This window comes from Actinacidiphila alni (genome assembly GCF_900112845.1).
GTDB lineage: Bacteria > Actinomycetota > Actinomycetes > Streptomycetales > Streptomycetaceae > Actinacidiphila > Actinacidiphila alni.
This window is the reverse complement of the sequence record NZ_FONG01000016.1, coordinates 115633-140783: the sequence shown is the minus strand read 5'-3', so window position 1 is coordinate 140783 and position 25151 is coordinate 115633. Positions and strand designations below refer to the sequence as shown.

Genomic DNA, 25151 nt, shown 5'->3' with positions numbered 1-25151 from the left:
GGGCGGCGCGGGAGGTGGGTGACCCTCAAGAGTACCCGGATCGCGGAAGGACCAGGACCGCGCCGGGACCGGAGCCCGCCCGGCCCGGCGCGCCTAAGCCCTCCGCTCAGATGTCCACGTCCGCCGCCCGCCAGGCGCCCGGCAGCGCGGCCTCAACGGCGGCCGCCCTGGCCCTCTCCGCGGCGATCAGCGCCGTGTACGCCTCGGTCCGCTCCCCCGCCGCCCGCGCCTCCAGGCAGGTCCGGCCGAGGGCGATCCGGCACATGAAGCTGTCCTGGTGCTCGCCGAGCAGTTGCTGCATCGCCTTCATCCGGCCGGTGTGCGCGGCGGCCCGCTCGCCGAGCACGGGCTCGGCGGCCTCGCCGGCGTAGCGGGCCCGCTTGGCGGTCTTGCGGGCCTCGTGCAGGGCGACGTCCCGGTCGCGGCCCGCCGGGCGCGCGAGGGCCGCCTCCAGCTGCCGCCGCAGCCGCCGGTGGTCGCGGCCCATGACGTCGGCGGCGGCCCCGGCGGCGGGAGCGCCGGCCGCGGGCAGATACGGCGGCTCGGCGAGCAGCGCCTCCAGCCGGTCGAGCAGCGAGAAGTAGTGCGACCGGCTCAGCACCCGGACCAGGGCCGCGTGCGTCTGCCCGTGGTGCTCGGCGGCCAGCGCCCGCAACCGGTCCCGTACGGCGGGGGTGAGCAGCGCCGGGTCCGCCTCGGCCAGCAGCCCGTCGATCCGCTCGGCGAGCACCTCGCGGTCGCGTTCCGTGCCGAGCACCCCGGCCAGCCACTTCAGATCCCGGCCGAGCGGGTCGGTGGCGGTGCGGTCCAGTTCCCTCCGGAAGCTCTTGAGGGCGCTGCGGGCCCGGCGGGTCGCGACCCGCATCCGGTGCACGGCGTCCTCCTCGTCCCGCCGCACCAGCGGGTCCAGGGCGAGGATCGCGGTCAGTTGCGCGCGCAGATAGCCGGTGGCGACCTGGCCCGCGGTGACCGGCACGGCGGGCGGCGGCTGCGGTACGGCGAGCCGGTCGCCGAGGGCGCGGGCCAGTTTGGAGCCGGAGCCGGAGCGGCGCTGCCCGGCGGCGAGCAGCCGTTCCTCGACGGCGTCCAGCAGCTCCACGCCGCCGTCCACCAGCTCGACCTCGGTCTCGGTCCAGCGCGGCCCGTCGGTGCCGGCCGGCTCGTCGTACGCGGCGACCTCGTCGTACGCGATCTCGGCGAGCGTGCGGCCCGCCGTGTCGAGCAGCAGGGTGCGGCGCCGGGTGGTGCGCAGCCGGACCACCGGGGCGAGCGGACGGCCCCTGAGCAGCGCCGTCACCTCGGCGCGCAGCGCCTTCGGCGGGGTCCCGGAGCGACCGAGCGGGACGCGGACCTCGGTCCTGGTGTCGGCTTCGCCGGACGGCAGCTTGAGGTGCCAGCCCGCGTCCTCGCCGCCGGTGCGGCGGCGCAGTGTGGTGCGGTGGGCGGCCAGCGCGAGGCCGGCGGTGTCGTAGTAGACGGCGTCCAGCCGGTCGGGGTCCGGCCGCCGCGTCCCGGCGACGCCGGGCAGTCCTTCGAGGTCGGGCGGCACGGGGCGGCCGCCGGGGCCGCCCGCGGCCTCGCCGGCGACGCCGGGCAGTCCTTCGAGGTCGGGCGGCACGGGGCGGCCGCCGGGGCCGCCCGCGGCCTCGTACTTCCGTTCGGTCTCGCGCACACGCCGACCCATGGTCGGACCGTAACCGGGCACCGCGCCCGCGGGCAATGGCCCGACCTGCCGCGGGGCTGGGTCAGGCGGACATCGGACGCTGCATCCGGACCGACTGCAACAGCCCTATGGCCATGCAATTGGCGAACATCGACGATCCGCCGTACGACACAAAGGGCAAGGGGATACCCGCGACCGGCATGATGCCCAGCGTCATGCCGATGTTCTCGAAGGACTGGAAGGCGAACCAGGCCACGATGCCGGCCGCGACGATCGTGCCGTACAGGTCGGTGGCGCTGCGCGCGATGGCGCAGGCCCGCCAGAGGATGACACCGATCAGGCCGATGATCAGCGCGGCGCCGACGAAGCCCAGCTCCTCGCCCGCGACCGAGAAGACGAAGTCCGTCTGCTGCTCGGGCACGAACTGGCCGGTGGTCTGGCTGCCGTGGAACAGGCCCTTGCCGAGCAGCCCGCCGGAACCGATGGCGATCCGCGCCTGGCTGGTGTTGTAGCCGACGCCGGCCGGGTCCAGCGCGGGGTTGGCGAAGGCCGCGAAGCGGTCGATCTGGTACTTGTCGAGGATGCCGAGCTGCCAGACCGCGATCGCGCCGCCGATACCGGCCGCGATCAGGCCGAACACCCAGCGGTTGGAGGCGCCGGAGGCGAGCAGCACACCGAGGATGATCGCGGCCAGCACCATCACCGAGCCGAGGTCCGGCATCAGCATGATGATCAGGATCGGCAGCGCGGCCAGGCCGAGCGCCTGGAGCACCGTGCGGTGGTCCGGGTGCTCGCGGTCGCCCGCGTCGACCCGGGCGGACAGCACCATCGCCATGCCGAGGATGATCGCGATCTTCACGAATTCGGACGGCTGGAGCGAGAAGCCGCCGCCGATGATGATCCAGGAGTGCGCGCCGTTGACGGTCGAGCCGAGCGGGCTGAGCACCGCGAGGATGCCGAGGATCGACAGCGCGTAGAAGAACGGCACGACACCGCGCATCCGGCGGTGCCCTATGGCCACCACGCCGATCGCCAGGCCCACGCCGATGCCGGCGTTCATCAGGTGCCGGATCAGGAAGTAGTACTGGTCGCCGTGGGTGAGGCTGGTACGGCCCCGGGTCGCGGAGTACACCAGCAGGGTGCCGATGCCGCACAGCGCGAGGGACGCGAAGAGCAGCACCCAGTCCATCCGGCGCACTATCGAGTCCCGGGCGAGCAGCTTGCCCAGTGCGGACCGCTCCGGGGTGAAGCGGCGGATCGAATAACTGTTGGCGCTCATGACCAGGATTTCCTGCCGTGCAGCAGTTCTTCGGTACGGGTCGGGGTCAGCGCCGCGACCACCGGGCCCGGCCCGCCGGAGGTGCCACTGCGCGGCGCGGCGACTGCGCTGTCGGCCGGTACGTTCGCGGCCGGGTCGTACGCCGTGTCGTACGCCGACTTGTCGTACGCCTTGTCGTACGCGGCCGTGTCGTAGGACGCCTTCACGACAGTGCCGTCGTCGGAGATCTTCGGCAGCGAGGTGACCGGCTTGGGCATGATGCCCTTGCTCGGGTCGATCTTCGGACCGTCCTTCTCGATGCCGTACATCGCCTCGTAGATCCGGCGGACCGCGGTGCCGGAGGCGCCGGAACCGGTACCGGCCTGCGAGATCGTCATCACGATCGTGTAGTCCTTGGTGTACGTGGTCAGCCAGGAGGTCGTCTGCTTGCCGGAGACCTCCGCCGTACCGGTCTTGGCGTGCAGCGTGATCTTGTCCTGCGGCCAGCCGGCGAACTTCCAGTTGGCCGTACCGTCGGTGACGACGCCCGCGGTGGCCTTGTCGATGTACTTCAGCGTGGACTTGCTGTCCGGCAGCTTGCCGACCACCTTCGGCTTGATCGGCGTGACCGTCTTGCCGTCGGCGCTGACGATGGCCTTCCCTATGGTCGGCTGGTACAGCGTCCCGCCGTTGCCGAGCGCCGCGTAGATGCGGGCCATCTGGATCGGGGTGACCAGCGTGTCGCCCTGGCCGATCGCGTAGTTGACGGAGTCACCGGCGCGCAGCACATTGCCGTCGGTGCAGTTCTCCCGGGCGATGTCGGTGGCCAGGTCGTGCTTCTTGCTGGTCTTCTTGATCTTGCACCAGTAGTCCTTGTTCGCGTCGTAGTAGCTCTGCTTCCACTGACGGTCGGGGATCCGGCCGGTGACCTCGCCCGGCAGGTCGATGCCGGTCTTGGCGCCGAGGCCGAACTGGTGGGCGGTCTTGTAGAACCAGTCCTTGGGGTGCTTGGGGCTGGTGCCGCCGTCCTTCTGCCACTGGTCGTAGGCGATGCCGTAGAAGACGGTGTCGCAGGAGACCTCGAGGGCGCGGCCGAGGGAGATGCTGCCGAAGCTCTCGTTCTCGAAGTTCTTGAAGACCTGGTTGCCGATGGTCATCGACGACGTGCACGGGTAGCCGCCGTTGATGTCGTACCCGGCGTTGACGGCCGCCGAGGTGGAGACCACCTTGAAGGTCGAGCCGGGCGCCGACTGGCCCTGGGTGGCCCGGTTGAGCAGCGGGTAGTTGGACTTGACGTCGTTGAGCGCCTTGTACTCCTTGGCGGAGATGCCGCCGACCCACTCGTTGGGGTCGTAGGTGGGGGCGCTGGCCATGGCGATGACCTGGCCGGTCCTGTTGTCCAGCACGACGGCCGCGCCGGAGTCCGCCTTGTAGTTCTTGTGCGTGATGGTGTCGTACGTCTTGCGGGCGTCGGCCATGGCCTGCGCCAGTTCCTTCTCGGTGAGCGCCTGCACCCGGGAGTCGATGCTGGTCACCAGGTTGGCGCCGGGCTGCGCGGGGGTGTCGCCCGCCTTGCCGATCACCCGGCCGAGGTTGTCGACCTCGTAGCGGGTCACGCCCGCCTGACCGCGCAGTTCCTTGTCGTAGACGCTCTCCAGGCCCGAGCGGCCGATCTGGTCCGAGCGCTGGTACGGGTTGTCGGTCTTCTCCGACGCGGTCAGCTCCTCGTCGGTGACCGGCGACAGATAGCCGAGCACCTGCGCGGTGTTGGCCTTGGACGGCTCGGGGTAGCGGCGTACGGCGGTGGGCTCGGCGGTGATGCCGGGGAAGTCCTCGCGCCGCTCCATGATCTGGAGCGCCTGCTGGGTGGTGGCCTCGTCGGTGATCGGGATCGGCTGGTACGGCGACCCGTTCCAGCACGGCCGCGGCGTCTTGGCGTCGCACAGCCGGACCTTGTCCTTGACCTCCTCGGGCTGCATCCCGAGCACCCCGGCGAGCCGGTCGAGTACGGCCGCGCCGTCGTCGGCCTGCTTGAGCAGGTCGGTGCGGGAGGCGGAGACCACGAGCTTGGTCTCGTTGTCGGCGAGCGGCACCCCGCGGTCGTCGAGGATCGCGCCGCGCACGGCGGGGCTGACGACCTGCTGGATGTGGTTGTTCGCGGCCTTCTCGTCGTACTCCTGGCCGTTGCGGATCTGCAGGAACCACAGCCGGCCGCCGAGGGTCAGCAGCAGCGAGACGACCAGGATCTGCAGGATGACCAGGCGGATCGTGACCCGGGAGGTACGTCCGGTCTCCGGGATGTTGCTCACCTTCTGGCCCCCCTGGGCATCGAGGCGACGGCTTTGGCGCGGCCGAACAGGCCGCGCTGCGGGGCGATCCCGCCGCCGTTCCTGGTCCGGGCGGGCCGGGTGCGCAGGGCGCTGCCGCCGAAGCCGCCCGTCGGGTCCTCGGTGAGCGGGTCGCGGTCGAAGCGTCTGGCCAGGGCCATCACCAGCGGCACCACGAAGGGCGCGAGCAGCAGGTCGTAGAGGGTGGCGGTGAGCACCAGCTTGGCCAGGCCCACATGGGCGCCCGCGGTGTCGCCGACGAGGCTGCCGACGCCCGCGTACAGCAGGGTGGTGCCCATCGCGGCGCCGATCACCACGAGCATCGGGCCCGAGGCGGTGCGCAATTGGCCGGTGTCGGGCTTGGCGAGTCCGGCGAGGTAGCCGATCACGCACAGCACGAGGGCGTAGCGGCCCACCGCGTGGTCGGCGGGCGGCGCGAGGTCGGCGAGCAGTCCGGCGCCGAAGCCGACGAGGCAGCCGCCGACGTGGCCGTAGGCGATGGCCAGGCCGAGCACGGTGAGCAGCAGCAGGTCCGGGACCGCGCCCGGCAGATGCAGCCGGGCCAGCACGCTGACCTGGGCGACCATGGCGATCACCACGAGGACGGTGGAGAGCACGATCCGGTTGAGGCGCATGCGCTCAGCCCCTCTTGCCGTTGCTGGTGGACGTCCCGGTGGCGCCGGTGGTGGTCCCCGGGGTGGCGCCGCCGGTCGGCGTCGAGGACGGCTTGTTCTTCGGGGTGGCCTTGGCCTTGGCCGGCGGGGTCGGCTTCGGCGGCAGCACGCTGTCGCGCGGGTCGGTGCGCGGGCCCTGCACGACGACTCCGACGAGGTCGAGCCGGGTGAAGCCGACGAAGGGCCGCACCTGGACGGTCTTGGTGAGGTTGCCGCCCGAGGGGTCGACGCCGACGATCTTCCCGACCGGCACGCCGGGCACGAAGGGCTTGCCGGCCTGCGAGCCGAAGGTGACCAGCCGGTCGCCGTTGTGCACCTGGGCCTTGCCGTTGAGCAGCTGGACGCGCATCGGCTGATTGCCCTGGCCGGTGGCGAAGCCCAGCTCCATGGACTTCTCCAGCCGGGTGCCGACGGTGAAGTCCGGGTCGTTGGCGAGCAGCACGGTGGAGGTGGAGGGTCCGACGGTGGTGACCCGGCCGACCAGTCCGTCGCCGTTGATGACGGTCTGGTCGCGGGCGATGCCGTCGCTGCTGCCCGCGTCGATGGTGACCGTCCAGGAGAAGCCCTGCGCGGCTCCTATCGCGATGACCTGCGCGGCCTTGACGGCGTACTGCCCGGCGCCCGCGGTCTTCAGCAGCTTGTCCAGCTCCTGCGCCCGGTTGCGGGTGATGTCCTTGCTGCCGAGCTGCTGCTTGAGCGCTTCGTTCTCCCGCTCAAGACGCTTGATGGTGCTGCTGCGCCCGCCGGAGTCACGGACGGCGTCCACGGCGTTGCCGACCGGGTCGACGACGCCGGACACCGAATTCTCGACGGGGCCGAAGACGGACTGCGCCGCGCGCCGCGGGCGGTCGAGCGGTGAGTTCTCACCGCCCCGGATGTCCACGGTGATCAGCGCGAACGCGATCACCACCAGCAGTACCAGCAGAAGCCGGCTCTCTCGTGTGTCCCTCACGGGCGCCAGTCCGTGCCTTCCTCATCGGACCTGCCGCCGCTGTGCACCGCGGCCGGTCAGAGCTTGTGGGGCGGGTTTCCGCCGTCGCTGCGGGCGGCCGGTGAGCCCGTGTGCTGCCGGTGCCTCACCTGCGTGGCGAGGAGTCGAGTACCTGCTGGAGCGCCTCGAATTCCTCGACGCACTTGCCCGCGCCCAGCGCCACGCAGTCCAGCGGCGACTCGGCGATGTGGATCGGCATCCCCGTCTCGTGCCGCAGCCGCTCGTCCAGGCCGCGCAGCAGCGCGCCGCCGCCGGCCAGCACGATGCCCCGGTCCATGATGTCGCCGGACAGCTCGGGCGGGCACTTGTCCAGGGTGGTCTTCACCGCGTCGACGATCGCGTTGACCGGCTCCTCGATGGCCTTGCGGACCTCGCCGGCGGAAATCACCACCGTCTTGGGCAGGCCGCTGACCAGGTCGCGGCCGCGGATCTCGGTGTGCTCCTCGTCCTCCTTGGTGGCGAACGCGGAACCGATGGTGAGCTTGATCTGCTCCGCGGTGCGCTCACCGAGCAGGAGGCTGTACTCCTTCTTGATGTGCTGGATGATCGCGTTGTCCAGCTCGTCGCCCGCGACCCGGATGGACTGCGCGGTGACGATGCCGCCGAGGCTGATCACGGCGACCTCGGTGGTGCCGCCGCCGATGTCCACCACCATGTTGCCGGTGGCCTCGTGCACCGGGAGCCCGGCGCCGATCGCCGCCGCCATCGGCTCCTCGATGATGTGCACGGTACGGGCGCCGGCCTGGGTGGACGCCTCGATCACGGCGCGGCGCTCGACCCCGGTGATGCCGGAGGGCACGCAGACCACGACCCGCGGGCGGGCCAGGTAGCGCCGCTTGTGGATCTTGAGGATGAAGTAGCGCAGCATGCGCTCGGTGATCTCGAAGTCGGCGATCACGCCGTCCTTGAGCGGGCGGACCGCGACGATGTTGCCGGGGGTCCGGCCGATCATCTTCTTGGCCTCGGCGCCGACCGCCAGGATGCCGCCGGTGTTGGTGTTGACCGCCACGACCGACGGCTCGTTCAGGACGATCCCGCGGCCCCTGACGTACACCAGCGTGTTGGCCGTCCCGAGGTCGACTGCCATGTCACGGCCGATGAACGACATGTTGTTCGCCATGTGGATACGTCTGGCCTTCCCGAGCTTGAGCGGAGATTCCATCGTAGTCGCGCCCGGCGGGGCACGGGGTCGGGGTTCCGACGTCATTGTCATCAGAACACACAGCGGACCTCAGTAATGGTGACGCCGTGTCGGGGTGTTTGGTTCCCCGGCGCCCTCGTCATATGCCCGTGGCGCCGCGAATCCGTACGCCGACCGGGTCCGACGGCCCGTCAGATACGCCGTACCGCACCGGATCGGGCCCGAACAACCAGGTCGGAGGGTTAGGCCAGACCGGGGAAGAAGATTTTGATCTCCCGCTCCGCGGACTCCTCGGAGTCCGAGGCGTGGATGAGATTCTCCCGGACAATCGTCCCGAAGTCCCCCCGAATGGAGCCCGGCGCGGCGGCGATCGGATCGGTCGGACCGGCCAGCGCGCGCACGCCCTCGACGACCCGCTCGCCCTCGACGACCAGCGCGACGGCCGGGCCGGACGCCATGAAGTCCATCAGCGGCTCGTAGAACGGCCGGCCGACGTGCTCGGCGTAGTGCTGCTCCAGCGTGCCCCGGTCCAGGGTGCGCAGTTCGAGCGCGGTGATCGACCAGCCCGCCTTGCGCTCGATACGGCCGACGACCTCGCCGATCAGGCCGCGGCGGACGGTGTCCGGCTTGAGGAGGACAAGGGTGCGCTGCGACACGGGACGGCTCCTGCGGTGTGCGGGGTGTACGGGACTCCCGGTGTACGGGTATGACGAGCCTACAAGGGCGGACGGGTCCCGGCGGACACCGGGCCCGGCGCACCGGCCGCCGCGGCGGCGTGCCGCGCCTTGATCTCGTCGACCTTGCGGCCGTAGTGGATCGACGCCCACCACAGGCCCGCGAAGATGACCCCGAGGAAGAGCATCGTGCCCACCCAGTAGCCGCTGACGACCAGCGCGGCCTGCAACGCCCAGCCGACGCCCAGCGCGCCCGGCCGGGTGAGGACACCGCACAGCAGGACGCACAGGGCCATCGCGACCCCGCACACCGCCCACACCGCGCCCATCGACAGGTCGTCCTGCTTCATCGCGACCAGACCGGCGAAGCCGATGACGAAGAACTCACCGATCAGCGTGCTCGCGCACAGCGTCCGCATCGCGTCGCCCCCTCACTTGCGGCCCAGCAGCAGCCGGGCCTCTCCCACGGTGATGACCGAGCCGGTCACCAGCACACCGGCCCCGGAGAATTCGCCCTCGTCCTCGGCGAGCGTGATCGCCGCCTCCAGCGCGTCGTCCAGCCGCGGCTCGACCTGCACCCGGTCCTCGCCGAACACCTCGACGGCGAGCGCGGCCAGTTCGTCCACGTCCATCGCGCGGTGCGTGGAATTGCGGGTGACGACCACCTCGGCGAAGACCGGCTCGAAGGCTTCGAGCAGCCCGCGTACGTCCTTGTCGCCGCTCGGGCCGACGACACCGACCAGGTGCGTGAAGCCGAACGCCTCGCCGACCGCGGCCGCCGCGGCCGTCGCACCGGCCGGATTGTGCGCGGCGTCCAGCACCACGGTGGGGCTGCGGCGCACCACTTCGAGCCGGCCCGGCGAGGTGACGGCGGCGAACGCGCCGCGCACCGTGTCCAGGTCCAGCGTGCGGGCGTGCACGCTGCCGATGCCGAAGAACGCCTCGACGGCGGCGAGCGCGACCGCCGCGTTGCGCGCCTGGTGCTCACCGTGCAGCGGCAGGAAGACCTGTTCGTACGTGCCGCCGAGGCCGCGCAGCGTCAGCAGCTGGCCGCCGACGGCGACCTCGCGGTGCACGACGCCGAATTCCATGCCCTCGCGGGCGACCGTGGCGTCCACCTCGACGGCCCGCTTGAGCAGTGTCTGGGCCGCGTCGGCGGGCTGTTGCGCCAGGACGGCGGTGGCGTCCTTCTTGATGATGCCGCTCTTCTCCACCGCGATCTCGCCCGGCGTGTGGCCGAGCCGGTCGGTGTGGTCGAGCGCGATCGGGGTGACGACGGCGACCTGGCCGTCCACCACATTGGTGGCGTCCCAGCCGCCGCCCATGCCGACCTCGACGACCGCGACGTCCACCGGCGCGTCCGCGAAGGCCGCGTAGGCCATGCCGGTGAGCACCTCGAAGAAGGACAGCCGGTGCGGCTGGGCGTCGTCCACCATGCCGACGAAGGGCTGGATGTCGCGGTAGGTCTCGATGAACTTCTCGGCGGAGATCGGGGCGCCGTCCAGGCTGATCCGCTCGGTGACGGACTGCACGTGCGGGCTGGTGTAGCGGCCGGTGCGCAGCTCGAAGGAGAGCAGCAGCCGCTCGATCATCCGGGCGGTGCTGGTCTTGCCGTTGGTGCCGGTGATGTGGATCGACGGGTAGGCGCGCTGCGGCTCGCCGAGCACGTCCATCAGCGCGGCGATCCGGTCGAGCGACGGCTCCAGCTTCGTCTCGGGCCAGCGGCCGAGCAGCTCCTCCTCGACCTCCCGCAGTTCCCGGTCGACGGCGGGGTCGGCGGGCCGGGCCGGGACGTCGTCCTCGGCCGCGGTCGGGCTGACGCCGGCGCGCAGCGTACGGCTGCCCGCCTCGATGACCGCCATGTCGACGTCGCGGACCCCGCCGTCGCCGGACCCGTCCTGTTCGTCGGGGTCGTACGCGTCGTCCGGACCGTACGCGTCGTCGGGGCCGTCGGGGCCGGCGTCGGCAAATCGGGAGTTGTCGCTCACGGCGACCAGTCTACGGAGCCGGTGGGCGGACACGGTCACGGGCCCGGACCGCGTGCTGCGGTCCGGGCCCGTGCCCCGGTAAGCGTGCCGTGCCCCGGTGAGCGTGCCGTACCGGCGATCCCCCGGATCAGCCCGCGGGCAGGGCCGCGATCTGGGCGGTGATCCGGGCGATGTCGGCCTCGGCGGTCGCCAGCCGGGTCCGGATCTTGGCGACGACCGGCTCGGGCGCCTTGCCGAGGAACGCCTCATTGCCGAGCTTCTTCTCGGCGTCGGCCTTCTCCTTCTCGGCCAGCCCCAGGTCCTTGGTGAGCCGCTTCCGCTCGGCCGCCACGTCGATCGTGCCGGACAGGTCCAGGGCGACGGTGGCGCCCGCGACGGGCAGCGTCGCGGTGGCGTGGAAGCCCTCGCCCGCGGGCTGGAGGCGCAGCACCTGGCGGATGGCGTCCTCGTGCGGCGCCAGCAGCGTCTCCCCCAGCGTCAGCACCGCCGGGACCTTCTGGCCGGGCTGGAGGCCCTGGTCGGAGCGGAAGCGGCGGACCTCGGTGACGACCCGCTGGACCTCGGCGATCTCCGCCTCGGCGGCCGCGTCCCGGAAGCCGCTGTCGCGCGGCCAGTCCGCGATCACCAGGGACTCGCCGCCGGTCAGCGTCGTCCACAGCGTCTCGGTGACGAAGGGGACGACCGGGTGCAGCAGCCGCAGCATCACGTCCAGGACCTCGCCGAGGACCCGCCCGGAGACCCGGGCGCCGTCGCCGCCGGCGAAGAAGACCGTCTTGGACAGCTCCACGTACCAGTCGAAGACCTCGTCCCACGCGAAGTGGTAGAGCGCGTCGCTGAGCTTCGCGAACTGGTAGTCCTCGTAGAAGGCGTCGACCTCGGCGACCACCGCGTTGAGCCGGGACAGGATCCAGCGGTCGGTGGCGGACATCTCCGCCGGGGCGGGCAGCGGCCCGTCGACCGTGGCGCCGTTCATCAGCGCGAAGCGGGTGGCGTTCCAGATCTTGTTGGCGAAATTACGGGACGCCTTGACCCAGTCCTCGCCGATCGGCACGTCCGCGCCCGGGTTGGCGCCGGTGGCCAGGGTGAAGCGGACGGCGTCCGAGCCGTACGCGTCCATCCAGTCCAGCGGGTCCACCGAGTTGGGGTTGGACTTGGACATCTTCTTGCCGAACTCGTCGCGGACCAGGCCGGTCAGCGCGATGGTGTGGAAGGGCGCGACGCCGTCCATCGCGTACAGGCCGAACATCATCATCCGGGCGACCCAGAAGAAGATGATGTCGTGGCCGGTGAGCAGGACGTCGGTCGGGTAGAACTTCTCCAGGTCCGGGGTCCGTTCGGGCCAGCCGAGGGTGGAGAACGGCCACAGGCCGGAGGAGAACCAGGTGTCCAGGACATCCGCGTCCTGCGTCCAGCCCTCGCCCTCCGGGACCTCCTCGTCGGGTCCGACGCAGATCTGCTCGCCGTTCGGCCCGTACCAGACGGGGATGCGGTGGCCCCACCACAACTGGCGTGAGATGCACCAGTCGTGCATGTTGTCGACCCAGTCGAAGTACCGCTTCTCCATCTCCTTGGGGTGGATCGTCACCCGGCCGTCGCGGACCGCGTCACCCGCGGCCTTCGCCAGCGGCTCGACCTTGACCCACCACTGGAGCGACAGCCGCGGCTCGACGGTGGTCTTGCAGCGCGAGCAGTGGCCGACGGAGTGGACGTACGGGCGCTTCTCGGCGACGATCCGGCCCTGTTCGCGCAGCGCCTCGACGATCGCGGAGCGCGCCTCGAAGCGGTCCAGGCCCTGGAACGGGCCGGGGATGGTGATCACCGCGCGCTCGTCCATGATCGTCAGCGACTCCAGGCCGTGCCGCTGGCCGATCGCGAAGTCGTTGGGGTCGTGCGCGGGCGTCACCTTGACCGCGCCGGTGCCGAACTCCGGGTCGACGTGCGTGTCCGCGACGACCGGGATCGTCCGGTCGGTGAGCGGCAGCTTGATCCGCTTGCCGACCAGGTGCGCGTAGCGCGCGTCGTCCGGGTGGACCGCGACGGCGGTGTCGCCGAGCATCGTCTCGACCCGGGTGGTCGCGACGACGACGGTGTCCTCGCCCTCGCCGTACTTCAGCGAGACCAGCTCGCCGTCGTCGTCCTGGTAGTCGACCTCGATGTCGGACAGCGCCGTCATGCAGCGCGGGCACCAGTTGATGATCCGCTCGGCCCGGTAGATCAGGCCGTCGTCGTAGAGCTTCTTGAAGATGGCCCGGACGGCCCGCGACAGGCCCTCGTCCATGGTGAAGCGCTCACGGGACCAGTCGACACCGTCGCCGAGGCGGCGCATCTGGCCGAGGATCCGGCCGCCGTACTCCTCTTTCCACTGCCAGACCCGCTCGACGAACGCCTCGCGCCCGATGTCGTGCCGGGACTTGCCCTCCTCGGCGAGCTGCTGCTCCACCTTGTTCTGGGTGGCGATGCCCGCGTGGTCCATGCCCGGCAGCCACAGCGACTCGTAGCCCTGCATCCGCTTGCGGCGGGTGAGGGCGTCCATCAGCGTGTGCTGGAAGGCGTGGCCCAGGTGGAGGCTGCCCGTGACGTTCGGCGGCGGGATGACGATGGTGTACGGGGGACGCTCGCTCTTGGCGTCCGCCTCGAAGTAACCGCGCTCCACCCAGCGCTCGTACAGCGCCCCCTCTACCTCGGCCGGCGCGTACGTGGTCGGCAGTTCAGGGGTGCTGTGCGGCCCGCGGTCGGGGCTCTGCTGAGAGTTGTCGGTCACGGCACGATTCTACGGGGGCGGACCATCCCGTTACGAATCCGTATCGCCCCCGCTGTAAGAACCCGATAAAGGATCCGCGAGGATGGTCCGACGGTCGTTAACGGAGGGGACCACCAGACATGAGTTACAACCAGCCGCCGCCGAACCCGTACGGGCAGCAGCCCCCGCAGGGCGGCTACGGGCAGCCCCAGCCGCCCCAGCAGGGCGGATACGGCCAGCCGCCGCAGGCACCGTACGGCCAGCAGCAGGGCCAGCCCGGTTACGGCTACCCGCAGCAGGGCCAGCCGCCACACGCGCCGTACGGCCAGGTGCCGCCGCAGCAGCCCGGCTACGGCTACGGCCAGCCGCCGGTGCCGCCGCAGGGCGGCGGTTCGGGCAAGCGCACCGGGATCATTGTGGGCGCCGTGGTGGCGCTGGTGGCGATCGGCGCCGGCGTCTTCTTCGTCACCAAGGGCGGTGACGACGACAAGGGCGGCAGCGGCTCGGTCAAGAACGACGGCAAGCAGTACAAGCTGATCACGCCGGACACCGTCGCGGGCACGTACACCAAGAGCAAGGACGGCAGCGGCTCCAGCGACGGCTTCGACGACGACGATGTCACCCTGCTCAAGGGCCTCGGCGTCTCCAACCCGACGAAGGTCTCCGCCGGTTACACCAGCGGTTCCGAACTGACCGGCAAGCTGCTCCAGTTCAGCGGCGTGTACGGCAAGGTCGCCGACCCGCAGAAGGTGGTCGACGGCATGTTCGCCGACCTCAAGAAGCAGGCGAGCAAGGACTCCGGCTCCGACAGCGGCAAGACCGAGCTGATCGGCAGCCCGCAGACGGTCAAGCCGGCCGGCATGGACGACGCCGTCATGAAGTGCCAGAGCACCAAGTACACCGAGGGCACCAAGTCGTTCACCACGCCGATCTGCCTGTGGGCCGACTACAGCACCGTCGGCTACACGCTGCCGATCGACCTGACGGTGGCCGCCACCGGGTCCGGTGACGGCATGCCGATCAACGACGCGGCCGAACTGACCGCGAAGGTACGGCACGACGTGCGGGTGCCGCTCAACTGACCGCGGGCGCACGACGCGTACGGCGCACGACGCGTACGACGCATGGCACGTACGGCGTACGGCGCGTGCGGAGCGCATACGAAAGGGGGCGCCCGGAAGAACCGGGCGCCCCCTTCGTGCTGTTGCCGCCTGCTGTTGTCGCGCGGTGAGCGCTACGCGCTCTTCTGCTCGCCCTTGCCGACGATGCGCGGCTCGCGCGGCACCAGCGTCGGGTTGACGTTGGAGTGCACGACATCGGCCGTGATGACGACGCGGGCCACGTCCTTGCGGGACGGCACCTCGTACATCACCGACTGGAGGACTTCCTCCATGATGGCCCGCAGGCCCCGCGCGCCGGTCTGCCGCAGGATCGCCTGGTCGGCGATGGCCTCCAGTGCCGCGTGCTCGAACTCCAGCTCCACACCGTCGAGTTCGAAGAGTTTTTGATACTGCTTCACCAGCGCGTTGCGCGGCTCGACGAGAATCTGCAGCAGCGCCTCGCGGTCCAGGTTGTGCACGCTGGTGATCACCGGGAGCCGGCCGATGAACTCCGGGATCATCCCGAACTTCACCAGGTCCTCCGGCATGATCTCGGAGAACTGGTCCGCCATGTTCAGTTCGCGCTTGGAGCGGATCGTCGCGCCGAAGCCGATGCCCTTGGCACCCGCGCGGGACTCGATGATCTTCTCCAGACCCGCGAAGGCGCCGCCCACGATGAACAGCACGTTCGTGGTGTCGATCTGGATGAACTCCTGGTGCGGGTGCTTGCGTCCGCCCTGCGGCGGCACCGACGCCGTCGTGCCCTCCAGGATCTTCAGCAGGGCCTGCTGCACGCCCTCGCCGGAGACGTCCCGGGTGATCGACGGATTCTCGCTCTTGCGGGCGACCTTGTCGATCTCGTCGATGTAGATGATCCCCGTCTCGGCCTTCTTGACGTCGTAGTCCGCCGCCTGGATCAGCTTCAGCAGGATGTTCTCGACGTCCTCGCCCACGTAGCCGGCCTCGGTGAGGGCGGTCGCGTCGGCGATGGCGAACGGTACGTTCAGCATGCGGGCCAGGGTCTGCGCCAGCAGCGTCTTGCCCGAGCCGGTGGGGCCGAGCAGCAGGATGTTGGACTTGGCCAGCTCGATCGCGTCGTCATGACCGCGGTTGCCGCTCTCACCCGCCTGGACCCGCTTGTAGTGGTTGTACACCGCGACCGACAGGGCCTTCTTCGCGGGCGTCTGACCGACCACGTAGCCCTCGAGGAACTCGTAGATCTCCCGCGGCTTGGGCAGATCCTCCCAGCGCACCTCGGAGGACTCCGCCAGCTCCTCCTCGATGATCTCGTTGCAGAGATCGATGCACTCGTCGCAGATGTACACACCCGGGCCTGCGATGAGCTTCTTCACCTGCTTCTGGCTCTTTCCGCAGAATGAGCACTTCAGCAGGTCGCCGCCGTCACCGATGCGTGCCACGAGGTAGTTCCCCTTCGCCTGGGATCCGCCGGGATCAACGGAACCTGGTGCTTCTCTCATCGACGGTACCTTGCCGCGCCCCCCGTGTGGGCCCCCCTTGGACGTACTCGCTGCGCGGAGTCCGAGGAGGGCCGCTCACGCGACCGGTCCGTTGTCCGACTGTGTTCAGACCGTCACGGCGTTCTTACGGGTGGAGACGATCTGGTCCACCAGGCCGTACGCCAGGGATTCCTCAGCGGTGAGGATCTTGTCGCGCTCGATGTCGTCGCGGATCTGCTCGATCGGCGTCGTGGAGTGCTTGGCCAGCATCTCCTCGAGCTGCTGCCGCATCCGGATGATCTCGTTGGCGGCGATCTCCAGGTCGGAGACCTGACCGCGGCCGGTCTCGCTGTACGGCTGGTGGATCAGCACCCGCGCGTTCGGCAGCGCCATCCGCTTGCCGGGGCTGCCCGCGGCCAGCAGCACGGCCGCGGCGGACGCCGCCTGGCCCATGCAGACCGTCTGGATGTCGGGCTTGACGAACTGCATCGTGTCGTAGATCGCCGTCAGCGCCGTGAAGGAGCCGCCGGGGCTGTTGATGTAGACCGAGATGTCCCGGTCGGGGTCCATCGACTCCAGGCACAGCAGCTGCGCCATGACGTCGTTGGCCGACGCGTCGTCGATCTGCACGCCGAGGAAGATCACGCGCTCCTCGAAGAGCTTCGCGTACGGGTCGTACTCGCGCACACCCTGCGAGGTGCGCTCGACGAAGCGCGGGATGACGTAGCGGGCCTCGGCGCCGAACACGCCGGGCCGCTCGGCCTCGGTGCGCTCGTACAGGCCGCTGCCGGGGAAGTTCATGCTGTTCACGTCCACCGTCCTGGTGATGATGCTCGAAGCTGGGAGTTCGGCCGCCGGGTCCGGCCCTGGCACGGGCCCGGGCGGTTGTGCCGGGCCCGAGCCCTGTGCGTGGCCTCAGGCCCCGGTGCCGCCACCGCCCGGAACCTCCGCGGCGGACAGCATGACCCCGTCCAGCAGGCCGTACTCCTTGGCCTCCTCGGCGGAGAACCAGCGGTCGCGGTCGGAGTCCTTGGTGATCTGGTCGAAGGTCTGCCCGGAGTGCTGGGCGATCAGCTCGGCCATCCGGCGCTTGGTGTGCAGCAGCTGCTCGGCCTGGATCTTGATGTCGGTGGCGCTGCCGCCGAGGCCCGCGGAGGGCTGGTGCATCAGGATGCGGGTGTTCGGCAGTGCGAAGCGCTTGCCCGGGGTGCCCGCGGTCAGCAGGAACTGGCCCATCGAGGCGGCCATGCCCATCGCGATCGTGACGACGTCGTTCTTGATGAACTGCATCGTGTCGTAGATCGCCATGCCGGCGGTCACCGAGCCGCCGGGGCTGTTGATGTAGAGGTAGATGTCCTTGTCCGGGTCCGCGGCCAGCAGGAGCAGCTGGGCGGTGATCTTGTTGGCGATGTCATCGTCGACCGCCTGGCCGAGGAAGATGATTCGCTCGCCGAGCAGTCGGTTGTAGACCTGGTCGCCGAGGCCACCGAGGGTCGGCTCGCCGGCGGCGGAAGGCATCGGAGTCGTCACGTATCCACCTGCTCGTTGTCGGACGGCCGTGGAGCCGTCACAGGGTCTTCGTCCGGGCCGGGGCGACCACCTTCGGCGGCGTACCCCCACCCTCCTACTTGTGGACCCTAACGCGCAGGTGGGGCCCAGCAATCCCCTACGCGGAACTGTTCGCTGTCAGCGCAGGGTCGCTGCCGCTGGGGAGAAAGGGTGTTTTTAAAGGGGCGCGGGGAACTGCGCGCCCAGCCCCCACCGGGCCGGTGGTCCGAAGACAACCGATCTGCCCCGCCGGGGCCGGTGGTGACGTGCGGCCGACATCGTGGCCGCTCGCGCAGTTCCCCGCGCCCCTTCGGGGCGCTGCTCGGTCAGGACTGCTCGACAACCTCGGCGGCGGGCGTTTCGTCCGCGCTCTCGACGGCTTCGCCGTCTTCCTCGTCGTCCTCCAGGTCGACCGTCTCACCGTTGGTGTCGGTGACCTTGACGGACTCCACGACCACCGCGAGGGCCTTGCCGCGGGCGACCTCGCCGACGAGCATCGGGACCTGGCCGCCCTCGACGACGGCCTGGGCGAACTGGTCCGGGGACATCCCGGAGGTCGCCGCACGGCGCATGAGGTGCTCGGTCAGCTCTTCCTGGTTGACGGAGAGCTTCTCCTTGTTGACCAGCTCGTCCAGCAGGAACTGGGTCTTGATGCCCTTGACCGCCTGGGCCTCCAGCTCGGCGTCGTACTCCTCGCGCGTCTTGCCCTCGCGCTCCAGGTACGTCTCCCAGGTCAGCCCCATCTGCGGGAACTGGTGGTGCTCCAGGTTGTGCGTACGGGTCTCGATCTCGTCCTTGAGCAGCTTCTCGGGGATCGGCACCTCGGCCAGCTCGATCAGCGCGTCCAGGACCTTCTCCTGCGCGGCGGTCGCCTGGTCGTACTGCTTCATCCGCTCCAGCCGCGTACGGCTGTCGGCGCGCAGCTCCTCAAGGGTGTCGAACTCGCTCGCGAGCTGCGCGAAGTCGTCGTTCAGCTCGGGCAGTTCACGGGCCTGCACGTCGGAGACCTCGACCTTGACCTCGGCGGAGCTGCCGGCGGCGGAGCCGCCCTTCAGCTCGGAGGTGAAGGTGGCGGAGCCGCCCGCCTCCAGGCCGATGACGGCCTCGTCGATGCCGTCCAGCAGCTGGCCGGAACCGATGGTGTAGCTGACGCCCTTGGCGACGCCGTCCTCCAGCACCTCGCCGTCGACCGACGCCTCCAGGTCGACGATCACGACGTCGCCGTCGGCGGCGGCGCGCTCGACCGTGGTGGTCGAGGCGAAGCGGTCGCGGAGCTGCTCGATGGACTTGTCGATGTCCTCGTCCGTGACCTCGATCGCGTCCACGACGACCTCGATGCCGGAGTAGTCCGGGATCTCGATCGCGGGGCGGATGTCCACCTCGGCGGTGAACTTCAGCTCGTCGCCGTCGTTGAACTCGGTGATGTCGACGTCGGGCTGCCCGAGCACGTTCAGCTCGCCCTCGTTGACCGCCTCCGTGTAGAACTTCGGCAGCGCGTCGTTGATGGCCTCTTCGAGGACCGCGCCACGGCCGAACCGCTGGTCGATGACGCGCGCAGGGATCTTGCCCTTGCGGAAGCCCGGCACCGTGACCTGCTGGTTGATCTTCTTGTACGCCGCGTCGAGGCTGGGCTTGAGCTCCTCGAAGGGCACCTCGACAGTGAGTCGAACCCGGGTCGGGTTCAGAGTCTCGACGGCGCTCTTCACGGTTGGGTCTCCTTGGGGGCTTTACGTTGATGGGGGCGGCCGGTCGTTCGCATCGTCCGGATCGTCCGGTGATGTGTCCGGCGAGCAGTGCGCGGCATGCCGCGTGCTCGACCGCCAGCGGCCCATCCTACCGGTATCACAATGCGCACGGTCCGGGCCGTACGACCCCGGCAGGCCGGATCGCCCCGGAACCGCGGAACTGCTGGTCGGGGTGGCCGGATTCGAACCGACGGCCTTCCGCTCCCAAAGCGGACGCGCTACCAAGCTGCGCCACACCCCGCTGGTGCGACACGTAGAGTACATGTCCCCGTACGCGCGGGCAGCCGGTATTCCCCCGCCGGTTCACCGGTTCGACCGGCTACTATCCGATGTGCCACAATCGCTGACGCATCGCACTCCCGCGGGCGTAGCTCAATGGTAGAGCCCTAGTCTTCCAAACTAGCTACGCGGGTTCGATTCCCGTCGCCCGCTCCACGGCCTCCGGCCCGGTCCGCACCTGTGACCGGCGACCGGGGGCTTTTTCGTGCGCCCTGCGCCACCGTGGGGGGCGCTCAGTCGACCGGGACGCCGCGGGGGGACTTGATGCGCTTCATGATCATTTGGGAGTTGACGTCGCTGACGCCCGGGAGGGCGATGAGCTGGTCGGTCCAGAAGCGTTCGTAGGCGTCGGAGTCGGCGACGGCGATGCGCAGGAGGCAGCCGGGGGCGCCGTAGAGGCGGTAGGCCTCGACGACGTCGGGGGTGGAGCGGACCTCGGCCTCGAAGGCGGCGACGGAGTCGCGGTCGCGGCGGACCTCGACGGAGGCGAAGACCTCGAAGCCGCGGCCGACGGCGGCAGGGGCGACCACCGCGCGGTAGGTCTCGATCACCCCGTCGTCCTCGAGCTGGCGTACCCGGCGCAGGCACGGGGAAGGGGTGAGGCCGACCCGCTGGGCCAGTTCCTGGTTGCTCAGCCGGCCGTCGGCCTGGAGTTCGCGCAAGATTCGTCTGTCGATGGCGTCCATCGTGGCAGTATCCACCACTCTCTGGCCGAATACCGATGAGTTCGAGCAATCATATGTCAGTTCTACGCGCATATCATTGCACCGGGTGGAGAATGGGTAAGTGTCACCCCGAAGAGTGGGGACACCGGACGCGCGCCATCGGAGGCGAAATCATCGTGCGACACGTCGTGGTCATCAGCACCGGGGGCACCATCGCCAGCCGATGGCAGGGCGACGGGTACGCGGCGGAGGCGGCCGGGCAGGAGGTGCTCGCCGCGGGCGCGGTGCCCGAGGGCGTCGACGTACGGGTCGTGGACCTGTTCACCGTCAACAGCTCACGGCTGACCACCGACCACCAGCTGCGGCTGCTGCACACCGTGCACGACGTGCTGGCCGATCCGGCGGTGGACGGCATCGTGGTCACCCACGGCACCGACACCCTGGAGGAGTCCGCCTTCTTCCTCGACCTCTTCCACGCCGACCGCCGCCCGGTGGTCTTCACCGGCGCGCAGAAGCCGCTGGACGCGCCGGACGGCGACGCGGCGGGCAACCTCTACGACGCGCTGCTGACCGCGGCCACCGGCCGCGACATCGGCGCGGTCATCGTCTTCGCGGGCCAGGTCTACGCCGCCCGCGGCACCGTCAAGCAGCACACCGTGGACGCGCACGCCTTCGGCGCCCCGGACGGACTGCCGCTGGGCCGGGTCGAGTTCGGCCGGGTGACCTGGGGCCGGCGCCGGCCGCGCCCGGCGCCGCTGCCGATGCCCGAGCCCGGTGCCGTACCGCCGCGGGTGGACATCCTCACCCACCACAGCGACGGCGACACGGTGCTCTTCGAGGCCTCGCTGGCCGCCGGCGCCCGCGGCGTCGTCGTGGTCGGCACGGGCGCGGGGAACGCGAATCCGCAGGTCGCGGAGGCGGTGCGGAAGGCGACCGCGAACGGGGTGCTGGTCGCGGTCAGCACGCGGGTCGCGGCGGGCGCGGTGGCGCCGCTCTACACCGGCGGCGGCGCGGTGGACCTGGTGGCGGCCGGCGGCCTGCTGGCGGGCACTCTGCGCCCGGGCCAGGCCAGGATCGCGGTGCTCGCGGCGCTGCTCGCGCGGCCGGTCACCGCGAGCGGGATCGACGGGACCGAGGGCGCCGACGGTACGGATGCGGCCGACGCCGCCGCGACCCTGCGGGACATCCTCGAAGCGGCCCCGCAGGCGCTGCCCGCGTCAGAGCTTTATCTGGTTGATGGTGTCGGCAAGTGACGTCAGGAAACGGTTGACCGACGGCGCCATGTTCGTCGAGGCGAGGAAGAAGCCGAAGAGGGCGGCGACTATGGCGGGGCCGACCTTGATCGACTTCCCCCGGATCATGACCACCAGGATGATCGCGAGCAACAGCACTACGGACAGGGAGATGGCCACAGCGGTTCACTTCCTCTTCACGGTACGCCTCGCCGGTCCGGGAGCCATGGGCCGCGCCCCCGCCTCGCCCGGTCCCATGGTGCCACCGGGGACCGACAGTTGGACCCGAAGGCCCATAGTCCCATTCCCGTAGGTCAGTTCCCGCACACCACGAACGGTCAGTCCCTGGACACGATCAGTAGTGCCCGGTCGTCGTTGACGTCCTTGGCGACCGCCTCGATCAACCGCCGTGCCGCGCCCCGGAATCCGGTCGCCACGAAGCGGTCCGCCTCGCCGATCAGCCGGTCGATGCCCTCGGCGATGTCCTTGTCCGGCGTCTCCACCAGGCCGTCGGTGAACAGCATCAGCACGTCGCCGGAGCGCAACGTCCCCTTGACGCCGTGGAATTCGGCGCCGTCGTAGACACCGAGCAGCGGGCCCTCCGCAGCCTTCTCCTCCCAGCGGCCGGAACCCGCGTGCAGTTGTACCCCTGGGAGGTGCCCCGCGGACAGCAGTTCGTAGTCGCCGCTCTCCAGGTCCAGCACCAGGTGCACCGAGGTGGCGAAGCCCTCGTCCCAGTTCTGCCGCAGCAGGTAACCGTTGGCGGCGGTGAGGAAGTTGTGCGGCGGCAGCGAGCCGAGCAGGCCCCCGAAGGCACCGGACAGCAGCAGCGAACGCGAGGCGGCGTCCATGCCCTTGCCGGAGACGTCGGTGAGCACCGCCTCCAGTGTCCGGCCGCCCACCGAACCACGGGTGGCCACCACGAAGTCGCCGGAGAAGGACTGGCCGCCGGCCGGGCGCAGCGCCATCTCGGCGTGCCAGCCCGCGGGCAGCCGCGGCAGCCTGCTCTGCACCCGGAGACGTTCCCTGAGGTCGAAGAGCATGGTGTGGCCGCCCCGCCACGGCACCCCGACCCGCGCCCTGAACTGCGCGATGACCAGGCCGGCCAGCGCCACCGCGGTGACGATCAGCACCGTGCCGGGCGTCACCCGCGCCGGGCCCTCCCGGTACGGGCCGAGCGCCGCGGACTCGGCGACCAGCGCGACGGCGGAGGCCGCGTAGAGCAGCAGCAGGCTGGACGGGCGCAGCAGCAGGCCGCCCAGCAGGATCGGCAGCACCAGGGCGCTCGGCGGGCACCAGACGGGCACGCACACCGTGGTGTACGCCAGCGCGGGCACCGACAGGATCAGCACCGTGAGACCGACCCAGTCGGAGGCGCCGCCGCGGAAGTAGTCGACACCGGCCCGGCGCACGCCGAGCCGGGCCCGGTGCAGCCCTCTGCGCCACCGCGGCCCGAACCCCTCGCCCGCCACGCCCTTTGCCATGTCTTGGCGACCCTATCGACCGATCCGCCGGCCGTGGAGGCCGGATACCCCCCGAGCTGCCGCGGGGGCGGTGGAAATACGTTCGCCCGATGACCGCGCGGCTGGTAGGCAGGCCCTATGACGACGCAGACGCGGGTACTTGAGCCGGAGCATTGGGACGAGTTCTACGACCGTCTGGAGCGTGCTTTCGGCGGTCCCGCCGACCACGCCGAGGAGCGGGAGCTGTGGCGCGGTCTGACCGAGACCGAGCGGTCGCTCGCGGTGTGGGACGACCGTGGGATCGTCGGCACGGCGGGCGCCTTCTCGTTCCGGATGACGCTGCCCGGCGGCTCCCTGCTGCCCGTCGCCGGCGTGACCATGGTCAGCGTCCAGCCCACCCACCGCCGCCGCGGCGTCCTCACCTCGATGATGCGCAGGCAGCTCGACGACGTGCACGAGGGCCCGGAGCCGGTCGCCGTCCTCACCGCGTCCGAGCCCGCGATCTACGGCCGGTTCGGCTACGGCACCGCCACCCTCCAGATGCGCGGCGACATCGACACCACCAGGACCTTCGTCAGGGAACTGCCGGGCATGGACGCGGTACGGCTGCGGCTGGTCACGCCCGAGGCCGCCCGCGAGGCGTGCGAGGCCGTCTACGCGCGGCTGGTGCCGGACCGCGCCGGCATGCTCGCCCGGCAGCCCGGCTGGGACCGCCAGGCGCTGCTCGACCCGCCGTCCGGCCGCGACGGCGCGAGCCCGATGACGTGCGTGCTGGCCGAGGTCGACGGCGAGGTACGGGGCTACGCGCGGTACGCGGTGAAGCTGGACTGGAGCCCCGCGGGCCCGGACAACATCGTCAAGCTGAGCGACATCGACGCACTCGACCCGGTGACGTACGCGGCGCTGTGGCGCTATCTCACCTCCATCGACCTCTCCTCGCGGATCTCCTTCTGGAACAAGCCGGTCGACGACCCGCTGCTGCACCTGTTCTCCGACGTGCGCCGCTGCCGGCTGAGCTTCCGCGACAGCCTGCACGTCCGGCTGGTGGACCTCGGCGAGGCGCTCGAAGCGCGCACGTACACCGCCCCGGTGGACGTGGTGTTCGAGGTCGAGGACGCCTTCTGCCCCTGGAACGCCGGGCGTTGGCGGCTGTCCGGCGACGCCAAGGGCGCGACCTGCGCGCGGACCACCGATCCGGCCGATCTGGCGCTGTCGGTCAAGGAGTTGGGCGCGGCCTATCTGGGCGGCTCGACGCTGCGGGCACAGGCCGCAGCCGGGCTGGTGCGGGACGCACGGCCGGGCGCGCTGGCCGAGGCGTCCACCGCCTTCGCCGGTGATGTGCAGCCGTGGCTGCCGCACGGCTTCTGATTCCTCCGGTACGGCCTCAGCCGTGGTGCCCGGGCTGGCAGACCGGGCACCAGAAGAGATTGCGGGCCGCGAGGGGCTGCGTACGGATCTCGCCGCCGCACACCAGACAGGGCTGACCGGTGCGGCGGTAGACGTACACCTCGCCGCCGTGGTCGTCCTTGCGCGGCGGGCGGCCCATCGCCTCCGGCTCGTGCTCGGGTCGCACGGTGTCGATCCGGTTGGTCCGCACGCCCTCGCGCATCAGCGTCACCAGATCGGACCACATCGCGTCCCAGGTTTCGCGCGGCAGTTCGCGCCCCGGCAGGAACGGGTCGACGCCGTGCCGGAACAGCACCTCCGCGCGGTAGACGTTGCCGACGCCCGCGATCACCTTCTGGTCCATCAGCAGCGCCGCGACGCTGATCCGGGAGCGGGACAGCCGCCGCCACACCGCGTCCGGGCCGTCGTCCGGCCGCAGCGGGTCAGGGCCGAGCCGGTCGTGTATCGCCCGCTTCTCCGGCTCCGTGATCAGCTCGCACGCCGCCGGGCCGCGCAGGTCCGCCCAGTGCGCGCCGTTGGCCAGCCGCAGCCGTACGGTCCCGGTCGCGGGCGGCGCCTTGCCGTCGCCGAAGGTGACCTTGCCGATCAGGCCGAGGTGGACGTGCACCCATCCGGTGGCACCGAAGCCGAGGAAAAGGTGCTTGCCGTGCGCCTCGGTGCCCGTCATGACCTGGCGGTCCAGCAGCGCGGCGCTGTCGGAGAACTTGCCCTGCGGGCTGCTCGCGCGGACCGTCCGGCCGCCGAACCGGTCCCGGTGGTCGGCGGCCAGCCGGTGGATCGTGTGCCCTTCCGGCATCGT

Annotated in this window: 21 protein-coding genes and 2 tRNA genes; 4 read left to right on the top strand and 19 right to left on the bottom strand. The window is 70.7% G+C overall.

All coding sequences use genetic code 11. The features are described 5' to 3' along the window. Positions 1–106: 106 nt before the first annotated feature. From BM076_RS24625 to BM076_RS24580, 10 genes are all read right to left on the bottom strand, one after another. Positions 107–1684, bottom strand: coding sequence for a CYTH and CHAD domain-containing protein (locus BM076_RS24625; protein WP_093715926.1), 1578 nt, complete (start codon positions 1682–1684; stop codon positions 107–109). Positions 1685–1745: 61 nt separating this feature from the next. Beyond that, complete coding sequence (gene rodA, locus BM076_RS24620) at positions 1746–2942, bottom strand: rod shape-determining protein RodA (RefSeq protein WP_093715874.1); 1197 nt, start codon at positions 2940–2942, stop codon at positions 1746–1748. Continuing rightward, positions 2939–5230, bottom strand: a complete 2292-nt coding sequence (gene mrdA, locus BM076_RS24615) for a penicillin-binding protein 2 (protein WP_093715873.1) — start codon at positions 5228–5230, stop codon at positions 2939–2941. The genes rodA and mrdA overlap by 4 nt, the downstream gene beginning before the upstream one ends. Then, positions 5227–5883, bottom strand: coding sequence for a rod shape-determining protein MreD (gene mreD, locus BM076_RS24610; RefSeq protein WP_093715872.1), 657 nt, complete (start codon positions 5881–5883; stop codon positions 5227–5229). Before mreD ends, mrdA begins: the two co-directional genes overlap by 4 nt. A gap of 4 nt (positions 5884–5887) precedes the next feature. Continuing rightward, positions 5888–6874 carry a rod shape-determining protein MreC gene (gene mreC / locus BM076_RS24605; protein WP_093715871.1) on the bottom strand — a complete coding sequence of 329 codons (987 nt, stop codon included), beginning with the start codon at positions 6872–6874 and terminating at the stop codon, positions 5888–5890. Positions 6875–6998: 124 nt separating this feature from the next. After that, a complete protein-coding gene (locus BM076_RS24600; protein ID WP_093715925.1) occupies positions 6999–8021 on the bottom strand; it encodes a rod shape-determining protein in 1023 nt (340 codons plus the stop codon). Positions 8022–8296: 275 nt separating this feature from the next. After that, positions 8297–8710, bottom strand: coding sequence for a nucleoside-diphosphate kinase (gene ndk / locus BM076_RS24595; protein ID WP_093715870.1), 414 nt, complete (start codon positions 8708–8710; stop codon positions 8297–8299). Positions 8711–8769: 59 nt separating this feature from the next. Further along, positions 8770–9147, bottom strand: a complete 378-nt coding sequence (locus tag BM076_RS24590; protein WP_093715869.1) for a DUF4233 domain-containing protein — start codon at positions 9145–9147, stop codon at positions 8770–8772. 12 nt (positions 9148–9159) lie between these two features. Next, complete coding sequence (gene folC / locus BM076_RS24585) at positions 9160–10716, bottom strand: bifunctional tetrahydrofolate synthase/dihydrofolate synthase (RefSeq protein WP_322936204.1); 1557 nt, start codon at positions 10714–10716, stop codon at positions 9160–9162. A gap of 127 nt (positions 10717–10843) precedes the next feature. Then, positions 10844–13477: a valine--tRNA ligase gene (locus BM076_RS24580; RefSeq protein ID WP_093715868.1), complete on the bottom strand. Its 2634-nt coding sequence runs from the start codon at positions 13475–13477 to the stop codon at positions 10844–10846. Positions 13478–13596: 119 nt separating this feature from the next. On the opposite strand from BM076_RS24580, the gene BM076_RS24575 reads away from it, so the two are divergent. Further along, the gene (locus tag BM076_RS24575) at positions 13597–14538 is read left to right on the top strand and encodes a hypothetical protein (RefSeq protein WP_093715867.1); all 942 of its coding nucleotides are present in this window, start codon (positions 13597–13599) and stop codon (positions 14536–14538) included. Positions 14539–14690: 152 nt separating this feature from the next. Here BM076_RS24575 and clpX read toward each other — a convergent pair whose 3' ends face one another. The 5 genes from clpX to BM076_RS24550 form a co-directional block, all read right to left on the bottom strand. Further along, positions 14691–15974, bottom strand: coding sequence for an ATP-dependent Clp protease ATP-binding subunit ClpX (gene clpX, locus BM076_RS24570; RefSeq protein WP_093715866.1), 1284 nt, complete (start codon positions 15972–15974; stop codon positions 14691–14693). Positions 15975–16139: 165 nt separating this feature from the next. Beyond that, positions 16140–16814 (bottom strand): ATP-dependent Clp protease proteolytic subunit, encoded by a 675-nt coding sequence (locus tag BM076_RS24565; protein ID WP_093715923.1) that lies wholly within the window; start codon positions 16812–16814, stop codon positions 16140–16142. Between the two features lie 114 nt (positions 16815–16928). Continuing rightward, positions 16929–17531: an ATP-dependent Clp protease proteolytic subunit gene (locus BM076_RS24560; protein ID WP_093715865.1), complete on the bottom strand. Its 603-nt coding sequence runs from the start codon at positions 17529–17531 to the stop codon at positions 16929–16931. Between the two features lie 356 nt (positions 17532–17887). Further along, positions 17888–19267, bottom strand: coding sequence for a trigger factor (gene tig / locus BM076_RS24555; protein WP_093715864.1), 1380 nt, complete (start codon positions 19265–19267; stop codon positions 17888–17890). Positions 19268–19470: 203 nt separating this feature from the next. Further along, positions 19471–19547: transfer RNA gene (locus BM076_RS24550), tRNA-Pro, on the bottom strand. 120 nt (positions 19548–19667) lie between these two features. On the opposite strand from BM076_RS24550, the gene BM076_RS24545 reads away from it, so the two are divergent. Further along, positions 19668–19741 (top strand) — tRNA-Gly (locus BM076_RS24545). A gap of 77 nt (positions 19742–19818) precedes the next feature. Here the strand turns inward: BM076_RS24545 and BM076_RS24540 are convergent. Continuing rightward, entirely contained in the window at positions 19819–20271 is a 453-nt protein-coding gene (locus tag BM076_RS24540) for an Lrp/AsnC family transcriptional regulator (protein ID WP_093715863.1), read from the bottom strand. A 155-nt stretch (positions 20272–20426) separates the two neighbouring features. Between BM076_RS24540 and BM076_RS24535 the strand changes: the two genes are divergently transcribed. Beyond that, positions 20427–21503, top strand: coding sequence for an asparaginase (locus tag BM076_RS24535; protein ID WP_093715862.1), 1077 nt, complete (start codon positions 20427–20429; stop codon positions 21501–21503). Here the strand turns inward: BM076_RS24535 and BM076_RS24530 are convergent. After that, positions 21468–21662, bottom strand: coding sequence for a hypothetical protein (locus BM076_RS24530; protein WP_093715861.1), 195 nt, complete (start codon positions 21660–21662; stop codon positions 21468–21470). The genes BM076_RS24535 and BM076_RS24530 overlap by 36 nt on opposite strands. A 158-nt stretch (positions 21663–21820) precedes the next feature. Next, positions 21821–22966 (bottom strand): PP2C family protein-serine/threonine phosphatase, encoded by a 1146-nt coding sequence (locus tag BM076_RS24525; protein WP_093715860.1) that lies wholly within the window; start codon positions 22964–22966, stop codon positions 21821–21823. Between the two features lie 117 nt (positions 22967–23083). Here BM076_RS24525 and BM076_RS24520 point away from each other — a divergent pair, with 117 nt between their 5' ends. Beyond that, entirely contained in the window at positions 23084–24313 is a 1230-nt protein-coding gene (locus BM076_RS24520) for a GNAT family N-acetyltransferase (protein ID WP_093715859.1), read from the top strand. A gap of 16 nt (positions 24314–24329) precedes the next feature. On the opposite strand, the gene BM076_RS24515 is transcribed toward BM076_RS24520, so the two are convergent. After that, positions 24330–25148 carry an Fpg/Nei family DNA glycosylase gene (locus BM076_RS24515; RefSeq protein ID WP_093715858.1) on the bottom strand — a complete coding sequence of 273 codons (819 nt, stop codon included), beginning with the start codon at positions 25146–25148 and terminating at the stop codon, positions 24330–24332. Positions 25149–25151: the final 3 nt, after the last annotated feature.